Annotated in this window: 10 protein-coding genes and 1 pseudogene; 7 read left to right on the top strand and 4 right to left on the bottom strand. The window is 65.6% G+C overall.

Annotated elements, in window-relative coordinates:
- Positions 1-222 precede the first annotated feature (222 nt).
- Positions 223-2,733, top strand: coding sequence for a TonB-dependent receptor plug domain-containing protein (locus METLW4_RS0119820; protein WP_018267983.1), 2,511 nt, complete (start codon positions 223-225; stop codon positions 2,731-2,733).
- 3 nt (positions 2,734-2,736) lie between these two features.
- Here METLW4_RS0119820 and mdoH read toward each other — a convergent pair whose 3' ends face one another.
- Entirely contained in the window at positions 2,737-4,977 is a 2,241-nt protein-coding gene (mdoH, locus tag METLW4_RS0119815) for a glucans biosynthesis glucosyltransferase MdoH (RefSeq protein ID WP_018267982.1), read from the bottom strand.
- A complete protein-coding gene (locus METLW4_RS0119810) occupies positions 4,965-6,506 on the bottom strand; it encodes a glucan biosynthesis protein (RefSeq protein WP_026191659.1) in 1,542 nt (513 codons plus the stop codon). Before METLW4_RS0119810 ends, mdoH begins: the two co-directional genes overlap by 13 nt.
- 264 nt (positions 6,507-6,770) lie before the next feature.
- On the opposite strand from METLW4_RS0119810, the gene glmU reads away from it, so the two are divergent.
- From glmU to glmS, 4 genes and pseudogenes are all read left to right on the top strand, one after another.
- The gene (gene glmU, locus METLW4_RS0119805; RefSeq protein ID WP_026191658.1) at positions 6,771-8,129 is read left to right on the top strand and encodes a bifunctional UDP-N-acetylglucosamine diphosphorylase/glucosamine-1-phosphate N-acetyltransferase GlmU; all 1,359 of its coding nucleotides are present in this window, start codon (positions 6,771-6,773) and stop codon (positions 8,127-8,129) included.
- A gap of 82 nt (positions 8,130-8,211) precedes the next feature.
- Positions 8,212-8,658 (top strand): annotated as a pseudogene (locus METLW4_RS29010) (DMP19 family protein); the annotation flags it as partial.
- 27 nt (positions 8,659-8,685) lie between these two features.
- Positions 8,686-10,098 (top strand): hypothetical protein, encoded by a 1,413-nt coding sequence (locus METLW4_RS0119800; protein ID WP_157235264.1) that lies wholly within the window; start codon positions 8,686-8,688, stop codon positions 10,096-10,098.
- Between the two features lie 76 nt (positions 10,099-10,174).
- Positions 10,175-12,001 (top strand): glutamine--fructose-6-phosphate transaminase (isomerizing), encoded by a 1,827-nt coding sequence (gene glmS / locus METLW4_RS0119795; RefSeq protein WP_018267978.1) that lies wholly within the window; start codon positions 10,175-10,177, stop codon positions 11,999-12,001.
- A 162-nt stretch (positions 12,002-12,163) separates the two neighbouring features.
- Here glmS and METLW4_RS0119790 read toward each other — a convergent pair whose 3' ends face one another.
- Both METLW4_RS0119790 and METLW4_RS0119780 read right to left on the bottom strand, forming a co-directional pair.
- Positions 12,164-12,793, bottom strand: a complete 630-nt coding sequence (locus METLW4_RS0119790) for a PadR family transcriptional regulator (protein WP_018267977.1) — start codon at positions 12,791-12,793, stop codon at positions 12,164-12,166.
- A gap of 516 nt (positions 12,794-13,309) precedes the next feature.
- Positions 13,310-13,603, bottom strand: a complete 294-nt coding sequence (locus tag METLW4_RS0119780; protein WP_018267975.1) for a hypothetical protein — start codon at positions 13,601-13,603, stop codon at positions 13,310-13,312.
- Positions 13,604-13,872: 269 nt separating this feature from the next.
- Here METLW4_RS0119780 and METLW4_RS0119775 point away from each other — a divergent pair, with 269 nt between their 5' ends.
- Together METLW4_RS0119775 and METLW4_RS28385 are read left to right on the top strand one after the other, a co-directional pair.
- Positions 13,873-14,550 (top strand): S24 family peptidase, encoded by a 678-nt coding sequence (locus METLW4_RS0119775; protein WP_157235262.1) that lies wholly within the window; start codon positions 13,873-13,875, stop codon positions 14,548-14,550.
- Positions 14,551-14,674: 124 nt separating this feature from the next.
- Positions 14,675-14,842, top strand: a complete 168-nt coding sequence (locus METLW4_RS28385; protein ID WP_018267973.1) for a hypothetical protein — start codon at positions 14,675-14,677, stop codon at positions 14,840-14,842.
- Positions 14,843-14,950: the final 108 nt, after the last annotated feature.

Raw genomic sequence — 14,950 nt, 5'->3', positions numbered from 1 at the left:
TCGACGAAGAGCGCCGCGTATTCGAAATATATGCTTCGGATATCCTCGATAACAATGGAATTAATTCTACAGATACTGCTATATGTATTGAATTGATTGACAATTTTGCCTTGCATGAGCTCGAGCGCAGCGTTTAGGCTGCGCATAATTCAGCCCGATGGACGTCGATCGACATCGGCCGGCGCGAGCACGCCAATTCGTTCTTTTTTGAGGAGACTAGCAATGACTTTCCTTCGCGCCGACCTCCGCTCCGCTCACGCAGCCTCTCCATCATTCCCCCCGCTGGCCAAACGCCTCGGCGCGAGCGCGCTGGCGCTGGCGGCGGCGATTCTGTCGCCATCGGCGCGAGCGCTGGACCGCGGCGAGCAGAAACCGCGTGAGGCGGCGGTCGAGGATGTGATCGTGACCGGCACACGCGATTATGGCGTCAAGGCGCGCGAGAGCACGGCGCCGATCACGGTTGTGAGCGGCGAGCGGCTGAAGGCGACGGGACGCACGAATCTCGTCGATGCGCTGCAGCGGCTCGATCCTTCCTATTCGATCTATGGCGTCGGCGGCGACGTCAACAATCTGGTGCGCTCGCCGCGGCTGCGCGGCCTGACCGCCAGCCATGTGCTCGTGCTCGTCAACGGCAAGCGGCGGCACGGCACCGCCAATCTGTCCTCGACCGGCTTCACCAAGGGCGCGGCCGGCGCCGATCTCGATCTCATACCCGTTGCGCTCGTCGATCACGTCGAGATTCTCGAGGACGGCGCCGCCGCCCAATATGGATCCGACGCCATCGCCGGCGTGATCAACGTCATATTGAAAGCTGATTCCGAGGGCGGCGGACTCTCCGCGCTCGTCGGCTCCTATGGGCAGAGCTACAATCCCAACACGCATGGCAATGGGCTGACGCGCAATCTGCAGGCGGACAAGAGCTTCGCGCTCGGCGACCAGGGATTTCTGACGCTCGGCGCCGATCTCACCTCGCATCTGCACAGCAATCAGACGGGACCGGACCGCACGCAGGACGGAACCGGCCTACGCGTCGGCCCCGGCACGCCCTATCCTTGGGTCGATCCCAATGTGTCAGCCATCATCGGCGATGCGGCCTATATCACCGGCTCGGCCGGCCTCAACGCCGGATATGAGCTCGACAATGGCGTGCAGCTCTATCTCTTCGGCACGGGCGCGGGACGGCGCGGCGAATCCTTCCAAAACTATCGCGCGCCCAATCTCAACGGTACGGCGGGGAACAAGATCATCGACCCGTCCGGCTTCGTTCCGGCCGAGACCATTCACGAGGAAGACTGGTCGCTGAGCGGCGGCGCCAAGGGTAAGGTATTGGACGATGTGCGATGGGATCTCAGCCTGACCTATGGCTCCGACAAGATCGACGTCGGGCTGAACCAATCCGCCAATGTCGCGCTGTTCAACGACACGCTCAAAGCCTTCGGCGCCGGCTGGACGCCGCGGCAATTCTACATCGGCCAATATTTCCGCACGCTGCGCACCATCAATCTCGATCTCGGCAAGGAATTCGCGCCGAGCTTCCTGCCCGCGCCGGTGAACATCTCGATAGGCGCGGAGAATCGCCATGAGACCTATGCGGTCCGCCAGGGCGACTTCTTCTCCTATTATTCCTCCGGCCCGGCGGCCTGGGTCGGCATACGGCCGACCGACGCCAGCGACCACAGCCGCGAGTCCTTCGCCGGCTATGCCGACATCAGCAGCAAGCCGCTGCCTGATTGGAAGATCGACATCGCCGGCCGCTACGAGACGTTCAACGACTTCGGCGACACGATCAACGGCAAGCTGTCGACGCGCTACGACATTTCTCCCGCCATCGCGCTCCGCGGCACCGTCAGCACCGGCTTTCGCGCGCCCACTCTCGCAGAGCAGTTCTTCTCACAGACGACCGTCTCGCCGACCACCGCCAATATCGTCCTGCCGCCCAATTCTTCCGCGGCGAGCGTCGCCGGCGCGCAGCCGCTCAAGCCGGAAAAATCGACCAATATCAGCCTCGGCGTGGTGACGGAGCCGCTGCGCGATCTGCATGTCTCGGTCGACGCCTATCAGATCGACCTGCGTGATCGCATCGTCGCGACGGGCAGTCTCACCGGCCCCTCCGCGCTCGCCGCCATCGCCGCGAGCGGTAACTCGCTGCAGGCGGGCGCGACCGGCACGGTCAGCTTCTTCGTCAACGGCGCCTTCACGCGCACGCGCGGCGTCGATGTGAAGGCCGATTACGCCTATGATCTCGGCCCCTATGGCGCGCTGCGCTTCGACGCGGCGGCGAGCTTCCTCGAGACGACGATCCTCTCCGTCGCGCAATCGCCGGCGGCCTTCAACGGCGCGCCGCTGCTCAACGCCGCGGCGCGATCGAACATTACCGATCTCACGCCGCGAACCAAGGTCGTGTTCGGCGGGTCCTACAGCTATGACGCCTGGACCTTCGCGCTGCATTTCACGCAATATGGCAATGTCAGCTCGGTCGTCGCCTCGCCGCTCACCGGCAGCGCGCCCTTCTACACCAATGTCATCACGCCGAAATTCATCACCGATGGCGAGATCGCCTATGATTTCGGCTCGGGCCTGCGCGCGGCGATCGGCGGCAACAATCTCTTCGGCGTGCGGCCCGATCAGACTCTACCCTGGACGCGCAGCCTCGGCGCCGGCATCTTCCCGACCTTCTCGCCCTTCGGCGTCAATGGCGGCTATTATTACGCCCGCGTCTCGCTGAAGTTCTGACGCTCAGCTCGCGAGCCGCGTCGCATCCTCTCGCGCCGCGGCTTCTTCTTTCTCCTTCTCGACCCGGCGCGGCAGACGCGCCAGCATGCCGAGCAGAGCACGATCGCCGAGCACGACGAGGCGCTCGCTGCGATCGAGCCATTCGACCGCATCCTCGAGCGATTCGGCGTCGGCGAGCTTGGCCTCCGCCAAAGCGCGATCGGCCGAGATGGAGCCGCGCTTGCGCGGCGGGCGCGCCGGCAGCCATGCCTCGTGCAGCGCGCGCAGCTCGGGATCGCCATGAATAGCGACGAGGCAATTCTCCTCGTCCTGGCCGACACGCGCCAGCAGGCGGTGCAACGCCCGTCCCTTGCGCGCGATCTTAGGCGTCGTCGTCTCCTCCGGCGTCACCAGCACGCCGGCGCGGCGGAACACGAGACCGAGCCAGCGCTGGCCGGTGATGTAGGAAATGCCGATCGCCAATATGAGGCCGGCGATGGTCGGCGACATCCAGGCGACGAGCGAGGGCGAGATCATCAGGCCGGCGACGAGGGTGAGCACGCCGAGCGCCATATGCGCGCGATGACGGCGCACGATCGCCTTGAAGGGAACCGAGCCGTCGTCGCGCCGCTGCGGGTCCCAGCCCGTGTCGGCGCCGAAGAGAATGTGAAAGACATGGCCGGTCTGGATCAGCATCATGATCGGCGCGAGCAGCGCCGACATCAGCACCTCGAACAGAGTCGAGATCAGCAGCATGATAATGCCGCCGGAGCCGCGCCGCGTCTCGCGATCGATCATCGCGAGAATGAGGCCGAAGAATTTCGGCGCCAGCAATATCGCCATTGTGAGCGCGAACAGCGCCAGCGAGCGCTCCGCATCGAAGCGCGGCCACACCGGGAAGAGCGTGAATTTGGCGGTGAAATATTCGGGCCGGAAATAGCTCGCCTGAAAGACGAGCGCGATGCCGACCAGGAGCTGGCAGAGCCACAGCGGCGAGGTGAGATAGCCGAAGATTCCGGTGAGGAAATGCTGCCGCGTCGCCCAATGGAATCCGCGCGCGCCCAAAATGCGCGAATGCTGCAGATTGCCCTGGCACCAGCGACGATCGCGGATGGAGAGATCGATCAGCGAGGGCGGGCTCTCCTCGAAGGAGCCGCCGAGCGTCGGCATCATATAGACAGAGTAGCCGGCCCGGCGAATGAGCGCCGCCTCGACGAAATCATGGCTGAGAATATGCCCGCCGAAGGGCGGACGGCCCTTGAGATCGGGCAGGCCGCAATGATGCGCGAAAGCCTCTGTGCGGATGATGGCGTTATGGCCCCAATAATTGCCGTCGCGCCCCATCCATTGCGAGAGGCCGGCGGCGATGACGGGACCATAGATGCGCGCCGCGAATTGCTGCACGCGCGCGAACAGCGTGTTGCGATTGATGATGAGCGGCAGCGTCTGGATGATGCCGGCGTCCGGGTCGGCCTCCATCGCGGCGGCGAGGCGCACGATGGCGTCGCCGGCCATCAGGCTGTCGGCGTCGAGCACCACCATATGCTCATAGGCGCCGCCCCAGCGGGTGACGAAATCGGCGATATTGCCGGCCTTGCGGCTGACGTTCTTCTCCCGCCGGCGATAATAGATGCGCGCCTGCGGCCCCAGCCTGCGGCGCATGGCGGCGAAGGCGCGCTCCTCGGCGATCCAAATATCGGGGTTCGTGGTGTCGGAGAGGAAGAACCAGTCGAAATGCGCGCCGAGGCCCGTCGCCTCCACATCCTGCAATATGGCCTGCAGCGCGCCGAAGACGCGGCTCGGCGCCTCATTGTAGATGGGCATGACGACGGCGGTGCGCGCCGCGAGCGTCTGCGGCGGCGGCGGCGGCCGGCGCGCGAAGAGCAGCGCGACGAAGCCGACGACGGCGCTGGCGAAAGAGAGCGCGATCCAGGAGAAGTTCAGCACGAAGAGCGCGAGCAGCGCCCATTTCAACGTGGTGACGCCGCCGACGTCGATGACGCGGTACATCTCGTAGCCGCCATAGGCGGTGAGCGCGAGGCCGCCGCCGAAGGTGACGAAGCGCGAGATCCAGGGCGTGCGCCAGAGCTTCGGCGCCGAGCGTGGGCGACGCTCCTTCGCCTTGAAGCGCCAGAAGGATTGCGTCGGCATCTCGAGCCGGCGCTCCGCCGGCATGGGCGGCGCGGCGGCGGGATCGACGGGCGGCGGCGGGGCGGCGACGTCCGGCGGAACGGGTTCGACGAGAGAGAGAGCTACACCGTCCATCTATAGAGCCAGGTTTCGCTGATCGGCTCGTCGCCCGAATGGAGGACGAGGCGCAGCTCGCAAAAGGTCTCGCCGGCGGGATCGACGTCGAAGACGACGCGGCATGTCTTCGCCTTCGGATTCGGATAGATGCGAATGTTCGTCGCCGATCCGGGCGATGTCGTCAAGACGGGCCGCAGATTGGCGACACGTTGCGGATCGCCCAGATTGTCGCCCGCAAACTGGACGATAAAGCGGCGCAGTTTCGGCGAAGGCGCGCGGCCGCCGAAAGCCGAGACGGCGACCGCGAAAGGCGGACGCGCCGGCGGGCTCCAGCACCAGAACTGCCGATAGGCGAAAGTCGCCTCCTTGCCCGCGGCGAGCGGCTGCTTGGGCCGCCAATAGGCCACGATATTGGCGTTCACCTCCGATTCGGAGGGGATTTCGACCAGCTGCACCGAGCCCTCGCCCCAATCGCCGATCGGCTCCACCCAGAGCGAAGGACGCAGCTCCCAATGCTGTATATCGTCCTGATAGGTCTCTATGTCACGGTCGCGCGTCAAAAATCCGAAGCCCTTCGGATTGGAGTCGACAAAGGCCGAGATTTGCAGCGTGTCGCGGTTGGAGACCGGGCGCCACAGCCATTCGTCCTTGCCGGTGAGCATTTGCAGCCCATTGGTCTCGGCGACGAAGGGACGCGGATCATCCGAGCGGCGATGGTCGAGCGGCGTGAACAGAGAGGCCGCCGCCGCGCCGCCGAGCCCCAGATGATCGATGGCGACGCGCGGGAACAGCGTGAATTCCGCGTCGATGATCGTCGCCTCGCCCGGCCGCAGCGTGAACAGATAGGCCCCCGTGACGCTCTGCGAGTCGAGCAGAGCGTGAATAACGAGGGCGTTGCCGGCGAGCGTCGGCTTCTCGATCCAGAAGCTGCGGAAGACCGGGAACTCCTCGCCGCGCGGATCGGCGGTGCGGATGGAGAGGCCGCGGGCGGTTACGCCCAAAGTCTGGCCGCGGGCGAGCGCCCGATAGAAGCTCGCGCCCTGGAACAGCGCCAGCTCCGTGTCCGGCGCGCCGGCGCCCTGGGGCGCGAGAATGCGGAAGCCGGAAAAGCCGATATCCGGCAGCTTGTCGCCGACCTTCAGACCGCCATAGTCGAATTTCGCCTGGTCATAGGCGACCCGCTTGGCGATCCGGTCCTCGACGACATAGAGCTCGACCGGCGCGCCGAAGATGAATCCCCTATGCAGCGGCTCGACCGAGAAGCCGCGATTCTCGCCGCTCCATATGGCCGCGCCCGGCTTGGTTTTTATGCCGACATATTGCTCGTAGCTCAGATTGGCGAAAGGCTCGCGCAGCTCCGCCGCGGGGGCGGCGAAAGGGCGCTTGGCGAGCGCGCGGGCGAGCTCGATCACCACTTCCCGGCCGAAAATGGCGGGCGCCGGCGGCGGGGGGGCCGGCGGAGCCGATTGGGCGAAAGCGCGGCCGCCGGAGATTCCGCCGGCGAGCGCGGTCAAGGAGGCTTTCAACAGGTCTCTGCGTACGAACATGCGGGACCGGGACCCGTGACTGACGAAGGGGCGGGAAAAAACGGCGGACTTGTCTATCGGATATACCTGAAAGCCCGGACTTCGGAACACGAAACTTTCGTTTTTGGTTGCGCGGCGGAAACCTCGCGCCGAGCCTGCGCTTGCTCCCCCGCCCGCGAATCTGCCAAGACGCATATGATCAGGACGAATATGAACGCGAGGAAAACAGCCGGGCGCGCGCCCCGCCGTCCCCTCCCCGCCATGAGCCAGAGGCCGCGCAGCAAGATGGAAGCTCGACCGACCGACCGCCGCTCCCTCGCCGTAATTCTCGCCGCCGGCGAGGGCACGCGCATGAAATCGCGCCGGCCCAAGGTTCTCCATGAGGTCGCCGGGCGGTCCATGCTCGGCCATGTTCTGGCCGCCGCGGCCGCGCTGGACGAGATCGCCGTCGTCATCGGCGCCGGCAAGGAGGATGTCGCCGCCGAGGCCCGCCGCCAGCGGCCGGACGCGCAAATCTTCGTTCAGGAGAAGCAGCTCGGCACCGCCCATGCCGTTCTGGCGGCGCGCGAGGCCTTCGCCGGGGCGGACGATATCGTCGTGCTCTTCGCCGATACGCCGCTGGTGCGCGCCGAGACGATCGCCGCTTTGCGCGCGGCGCTGGCCGAGGGCGCCGCCGTCGCCGTGCTCGCCTTCGAGGCCGCCGATCCGCACGGCTATGGCCGCATACTCTGCGACTCCGAAGGGCGCCCCGGCGCCATTCGCGAGGAGAAGGACGCGAGCGCGGCCGAGCGCGCTTGCCGGCTCTGCAACGCCGGGCTCATGGCCATTTCCGGCGCGAAGGCGCTGGCGCTATTGGACGGGATCGACGCCGCCAATGCGCAGAAAGAATATTATCTCACCGATATCGTCGCCCGCGCCGCCGCGGCCGGGCTGGGGACGCGGCTCGTGGTCGCGGCGGAGGAGGAGGTTCTCGGCGTCAACGACCGCGTCCAGCTCGCCCGCGCCGAATCCGTCGCCCAGGAGCGGCTCCGCCGCGCGGCCATGCTGGGCGGCGCGACGCTGATCGCCCCGCAGACCGTCTTTCTCTCTTATGACACGAGGATCGGCCGCGATGTGACGATCGAGCCCGGCGTCGTCATCGGCCCCGGCGTCGAGATCGCCGATGGCGCGGTCATTCACGCCTATTCCCATCTCGAGGGGGCGCTGGTGGGCGAGCGCGCCACAGTCGGCCCCTATGGGCGGCTGCGGCCGGGCGCAAAGCTCGCGGCGCAGGCCAAGGTCGGCAATTTCGTCGAGATCAAGGGGGCCGAGATCGGCGAAGGCGCCAAGGTCAATCATCTGACCTATATCGGCGACGCTTCCGTCGGCGCGCATTCCAACATCGGCGCCGGCGTGATCACCTGCAATTACGACGGTTTCTTCAAATATCGCACCATCATCGGCGAAAACGCCTTCATCGGCTCCAATTCGGCGCTGGTCGCCCCGGTCACGATCGGCGACGGCGCCTATGTCGGCTCGGGTTCGGTCGTCACCAAGGACGTCTCGGCGGACGCCCTCGCCGTCGCCCGCGGCCGCCAGATGGAGAAGCAAGGCTGGGCGGAGAGCTTCCGCCGCGTCCAGAAGGCGAAGAAGGACAAAAAATAGAGCGCTGTAGAGTTTTGCTCTATAGCGTTGTACCGTGATCCAGCGCCGATGCTCGAGATCGAGCACGCCGACCGGATTTTTCATGAATAGCGTCGAATCTGACCCGATGGATGACGGTCGAATCCTCGAACCCCGAGGATTGATCGCTGAAAATATTCTCATTCCCGAAAACACGACCGGGGAAGAAGATCTGGTCGAGGCGGTTTTCGCTTTCGTGAACTGGGCGATGGACGAAGCCCGTCTCGTCCCCGGCGAGATCGCGCAGCAAGCCTTCTGGAGCTATCACTCGGATTATTATCTCGCCCAGGTCAACAACGGCGGCCATCGGCAATTCGCCTTCAACAGCGGCATGTCCGGGCAGACGATCGAGAATTGCCGATGCGGCCTCGCTGCGATGAGCGCGTCGGACCATCTGCAAGTCTTCGAAGAATTTCTCGCTTTCATGAGCGCCGAACCGGCGCGCCTCGCAGCTCTGAACGAAGAAGTCATGTCGGGAGGCCGGTTTTTCCGAGACTCTTTCGCTCCCCTCGACCATCGCTTTTTCGCTCTCGAAGACATGAAGCGGATCCATGCGGCGTGGCTGCGCGCCCTTCCGATCATGCGGCCGCTGTCGCCCGATCGCCTCGCCGCCGAGCGCGACGCTCTGATGCGACGCAATTCTCTGCGCGAGACGCGCGCCGATCTTGTCCGGCGTCGAGCCGACGCCATCTTCGCGAAAGACCCTCTAAATGTCGCGGCGCGTGCGACCTGCGCGCGGGACGGCGTGGCGTTTCAATATGTCGGCGTGGGCCAAAAAGCCAGACCGGACAGCATCGCCTGGACATTGGCGACATCCGGCGGGCGACGCACGCTCGTCATGCGCGGCGACAAAGCCATGCTCTATGCGGGAACCTCTTTGCGGAGCGTGCATTTTTTCCGCGACCCCGCCTCCGCTCCCGTTCCGATCGGCGACGGAGCGGCGCGCCGCGCGCTGATGGAAGAGAAGCCGCGCAAAATTCGCGAGACGGCGCGAGCCGCTTTCGCCGAGACGAGCAAGGAGGCGCTGCTCGCCGAATTTTTCGCCGAGCCGATGAACACATTCTGTGACACATTGGCTGGGGCCTCGTCGAACGCGCGGGTCGCCATATACGCGTCCTATCTCGCCGAGAATGCGAAATTTCTCGCCCATGTGCCGCGCGCCGCTTCGCCGCTTTTCGCGACGCGCGCGGATTACGGGCTGATCCGCCTCATAATCGCCGACACATTGCTCGACGTCGCGCTGGCGGATGAAGCTCTGCCGATCGCGATTCTGGAGCGGCCGGACAGAGGCGCGGCCATGCTCATCAACATAGGCGCTATGGCCGCCGCTGCGGCGGCTGGCTTGCGCATCCTCGATCCCGAACGGCTCGCGGCGCTCTCGCGCATCGCGCCAAACGATTTCCTGCGGGAGCGCAACAATGTCGAGGCGCAGCTTTTCGAGATCGCGCATTGGTGGCCCAATGTCGTGCGCAGCATCGCCGATGTTCTGCCCGGGACCAGCTTCACCGCTCTGCCTTCGCTCTTCTCCAATGTCCGGCTGCATCACGCCAAAGCGCTCGGCTGGCAATTGGCCCCGCCCCTCGGTCTGCTCGTGGAGCATCTGGCGCCGTTCTGGCCCGACTATCCCAAGCCGAAGGTCGAGCCCATGGTCGAGGCCCATTCAAAAGGCGTCGTCGCTTTCGCGTCGCGATTTGCGAGTTCACGAGCGAAAGCCGAACGATGGACCGCGATCGTGCGTGTGATGCGCACGCGCGTCGCGCGAACGAAGCCGCCTGTCTCGGTCGGCGTGTCGGCATTCGACCCCGACCGCTTCGACATCGAATCAAAAGAAAAATTGGTGGGCGTCGTCGCCGTGGTCGATGACGGGACAGCCTATCGACAAGGGTTTCGTTTACTAAAAGACGGAGAACGCGCGCTTTTGGGCGGGAGCGCCGCCTCGAAGAGCGCGTGAAACTGCTAAGCTCGTCAAAGGCCGGGCCGCAGGCTATGACGAAAGCGGCTGGGCCAACCGTTTTCGGAGAGCTTTCATGTGCGGCATCGTCGGCATTCTCGGACGCGAGCCCGTCGCGCCCTCTCTCGTCGAGGCGCTGAAGCGGCTCGAATATCGCGGCTATGATTCCGCCGGAATCGCCACGCTGGAGAAAGGCAAGCTCACGCGGCTGCGCGCCAGCGGCAAGCTGCGCAATCTCGAGGAGAAGCTCGCCGCCTCGCCGCTGCAGGGGACGAGCGGCATAGGCCATACGCGCTGGGCGACCCATGGCCGCCCCACGGAGACCAACGCCCATCCGCATACGAGCGGCGGGCTCGCCGTGGTCCATAATGGCATCATCGAGAATTTCCGCGAATTGCGCGAGGAGCTGACCGGCAAGGGCCATGTCTTCGCCACCGAGACGGATACGGAAGTGGTCGCCCATCTCGTCGGCGAGGAGCGCAGCAAGGGCGCCGCGCCGCGCGAGGCGGTCGCGGCCACGCTCGCTCGGCTCAATGGCGCTTTCGCTCTCGCCTTCCTCTTCGAGGGCGAGGAGGATCTCATGATCGGCGCCCGCCGCGGCGCGCCGCTCGCCGCCGGCTGGGGCGACGAAGGCGTCTATCTCGGCTCCGACGCTCTGGCGCTCGCGCCTTTCGCGCGTCAGATCGCCTATCTCGAGGAGGGCGATCATGTCGTGCTGACGCGCGAGAAGATCACTTTCTACGACGCCGCCGGCAAGGAGGCGGAGCGCCGCCGCCAGCCCTTGCAGGCGGGCTCCTTCCTCGTGGACAAGGGCAATTACCGCCATTTCATGGCCAAGGAGATTCACGAGCAGCCGGAGGTCGTCGGCCGCACGCTCTCGCATTATCTCGATCTCTCGGCCGGCGAGGTGCGCCTGCCCTTCGCTCTGCCCTTCGATCCCAAGAAGCTTTCGCGCGTCACAATATCGGCTTGCGGCACGGCCTTCTACGCCGGGCTCATCGCGCGCTATTGGATCGAGCGCTATGCGCGGCTCGCGGTGGATATCGATATCGCCTCGGAGTTCCGCTATCGCGAGGCGCCGCTCGCCGAGAATGGGCTGATGATCGTCGTCTCGCAATCGGGCGAGACGGCCGACACGCTCGCCGCGCTACGCTACGCCAAGGCGCAGGGCCAGCACATTCTCTCCATCGTCAATGTCGAGACCTCGACCATCGCGCGCGAGAGCGACACCGTCGCGCTGACGCTCGCCGGTCCCGAGATCGGCGTCGCCTCCACCAAGGCCTTCACCTGCCAGCTCGCCGTTTTCGCCAGCCTCGCCATTGCGCTCGGGCGCGCCCGCGGCGTGCTGAGCGAGGCGGACGAAAAGCGCCTAGTGCGCGAGCTGGCGGCGACGCCGGGCCAAATGGCCGCGGCCCTCGCCCGCGAGGCGAAGGTCGAGCCGGTCGCCCGCGATGTGGCGCGCGCCTCCAGCGTTCTCTATCTCGGCCGCGGCGGCGCCTATCCACTGGCGCTGGAAGGCGCGCTGAAGCTCAAGGAGCTCTCCTATATTCATGCGGAGGGCTATGCGGCCGGCGAGCTGAAGCACGGGCCGATCGCGCTGATCGACTACGCCATGCCGGTGATCGTGCTGGCGCCGCCGGACGCGACGCTGGAGAAGACCGTCTCCAATCTGCAGGAGGTCGCCGCGCGCGGCGGCCATCTCATTCTCATCGGCTCCGCCGCGGCGCGCGAGGCGGCGGCGGCCGAACTCGCCGGCTTCATCGAGCTGCCGGAGATGAGCGGCGCCTTCGCGCCGCTGGTCTACGCCGTCCCCGTGCAGCTGCTCGCCTATCATGTGGCGGTGTTCATGGGGAAGGATGTGGACCAGCCGCGCAATCTGGCCAAGAGCGTGACGGTGGAGTGAAGCCCCCGCCCTCCTCATCCTGAGGCGCTTTTTGCGGAGCGCAAAAAGCCTCGAAGGATGCTCCAGGAGGCGCGGCGGCTCATCCTTCGAGACGGCCCCTTCGGGACCTCCTCAGGACGAAGGGGTGAGTTCGCCGCAACGTGGCGCTCGACCCACGTCGCGTCACAGCCGCTCGATCTTGCGCGCCGCCTCGTCGATGAGATCGGCGACCTGAAACAGCAGCTCCTTGTCCGGCGCGCCGGAGAGGCGCTGCTGCAGCACGGTCTTCAGATTGCCCATGGCGCGGAACACCGGCCCCGTGTCGACGCCCGCGCTTCGGGCGCGCAGCTCCTCGAAACGGGAGAGCGCCGCCTCCGCCTCCTTGCGATTCTCCGCGAGATGGGTCTTGCCCGCATCGGTGATCGCATAGAGCTTCTTGGCGCCCTCGGTCGGCTGGACCTCCACCTGTCCCAGCTCCTCGAGCAGGGTCAGCGTCGGATAGACGATGCCGGGGCTCGGCGCATAGACGCCGCCGGTGCGCGTCTCGATCTCGCGGATGACGTCATAGCCATGGCGCGGCTCGCTCTCCAGCAGCAGCAGGATCACCAGCCGCAGCTCGCCGCCCTCGAACATGCGCCGCCGCCCGCGGCCGCCGCCACGCTCGCCCTCGCCGTGACCGAAGCCATGGCGCCCGCCGGCGCCGCGCATTCCGCGGCCGCCACGGCCGAAAGGCTCGTCCCCGCCGCCCCGCATAGCGCGCAGCACGAAAGCCGGATGGCCGCCGTGATCCCAATGTTTGTGATGATGCTTCATAAATGTGTCTCCTTTCGTTTAGACAGCTCTAAGATATATCTTATCACAATCGAGTCAAGCCCTGCTCTGAGAAATCATCTCGTCAAAGAAATCCTGGGGGAGCGAGGAAGGATGAGCGGCCGCTCGACCGTTCGAATCCAGGCGGCGCGTGAACTCTCGTCGTCGCCAAAATTTCATTCCCCGAGGATCGCCCGACGGCGACGCCGCCTCCGATCCGCGTGATGCTTGCTTCAAGGGGAGTTGTCTGGATTTCTGGCGAGGGTCGAATCTCGGTTCATGCCCCCCGAGTGGTCAATTAAATCGGAGATAGATTTCGCGCGTGCAAAAGCTCTGATTTTCGCATGACGACTTGGGTCTGAGCGAACATCTCGATCACGAGATCGGAGATGCGCGCGGCGCGCTTTTTCGGACCCGCCACGCTGCACCGCGAACCGGCCCCCGCGTCGCTCGAAACTCTCCGTGAATCGCTTCGACGCCTTTCCACGCCGAACCGGGCGGCCGCCTCGGCTGAAAACGCTAATCGGCGAAGTAAGGGGCGCCGCCGGTTCCGAGCGCGGCTTCGCTCACTATGTCATCGATCGCGCGCCGCAGCGTCTCCTCTAGCATCGTCGGCCCGCCCCGTCCCAAGGCGTAGATCGCATCATCCGTCTTTTGCTCGATGACGCGCAGCATGCGGCCATTCGGCCGCTCGCATCCCGATCGCGCCAAGGAGAGATCGCGCAAAGCCAGCGCGAATTGCCCGCGCGTCGCCAACAACATGCGCGCCAGCGACAGAGCCAGAGCGAATTGTCGATCGCCGGCGTCGCCCATCCCCACAGCGCCCAACGACGCCGTCGCCCGATTGTCGTTGCCCATCGCCGCGCGGCCGGTTTCCGTAGGGCGGCGACAATCCCGACGCCCAGACGAATCCGTGTCGTGCAAGCCGTCGCGTCGGACGAAATCTCTCCAACTGCAAATCATGGGCGCAACAAGCCGCACGGTGACACGCCACATCCGGCATGTTAACCGTAAATGGAAACCAACCCCGCGCCGAAGGTCCCGCATTCGCGCGTCTCTGTCAAGCAAATATGAGAGAGTGCGTGCCGGAAACGAAAACAAATCCCGTATTCGACAGAGCCGGCCTCGCCCGGAGATTGGGCCAGGCGGTCGATGCGGCGGGCGGTCCGGCCAGAATTTTGCGGGACGCGGGCGTCACCTCCTCCACTTACAGCCGCTATCTCAATGGCGAGACCGAAGCGTCCGGCGAGAAGCTCGGCCGCATCGCCGAGGTGACGGGAGTCTCGCTCGACTGGCTGGTGCTGGATCGCGGCGCTCCCATATTCGAGGCCGGCGCGCCGCCGGCGATTCCGCTCGGCCCGGATATGGCGCAAATCCCGCCGCTGCGGATCGGCGCGGCGGCGGAGGGCGAAATCGTCGGCGAGCGGATCGCCTTTCCGCGCGCTCTGCTGCGACGCCTCGGAACCGAGATCGACGCGCTCGAATTTTTGCGCGCGCGCGGCGATTCCATGCGGCCGACGATAGAGGATGGCGCGATCGTGCTGATCGACCGCTCGCAGCGCGACATTATCGGCGACGCCGTCTATCTCGTCTCGCTCGACGACGGCCCGCTGATCCGTCGCGTGCGCCGCAATGTGGATGGCGCGATCACGCTGATCTCCGACAATCGTGCCTGCTACGAGCCCGAGAGGCTGGAGCGCGCCGACGCCGAGCGCCTCTGCGTCCACGGCCGCATTCGCTGGACCGAATCTCTGCTCTGACGCGCGCTGGACCCCTCCGCTTTCGCGAATTGGCGGTGTCAAAGCCGCGATCGTCTCGCCATCGTCAGCATGGCCGAGCCATCCGGCCCTGAGACCAATGAAAAAAAAACCAACGGAGGGAACAATGGCGTTGAACGTTCATGGCGGCACAAATTACGGCAAGATCGTCATATGGGCGGTCGGCCTCGTCGCCTTCGTCGCCGTCGCGCTGACGAAGGTTCCAGAATGGATTTCGCCCAAGAGCGCGAGCGTGACGGGCGACACCGGCGCCACCACGCGCATGATCAATTGACGAACGCGCGGCGAGCCGCAATTCATCCGAATTCGTCTCGCTTCGCTTCGCCCCGCGCGCCCGAGCGGGGCGATTTTTTTTGCGCGCGGCGCTGGACCCGTCGCCTCT

Source organism: Methylosinus sp. LW4 (assembly GCF_000379125.1).
GTDB lineage: Bacteria > Pseudomonadota > Alphaproteobacteria > Rhizobiales > Beijerinckiaceae > Methylosinus.
Note: the sequence above shows the minus strand (reverse complement) of the source record. Positions and strands in the feature narration are given on the sequence as shown.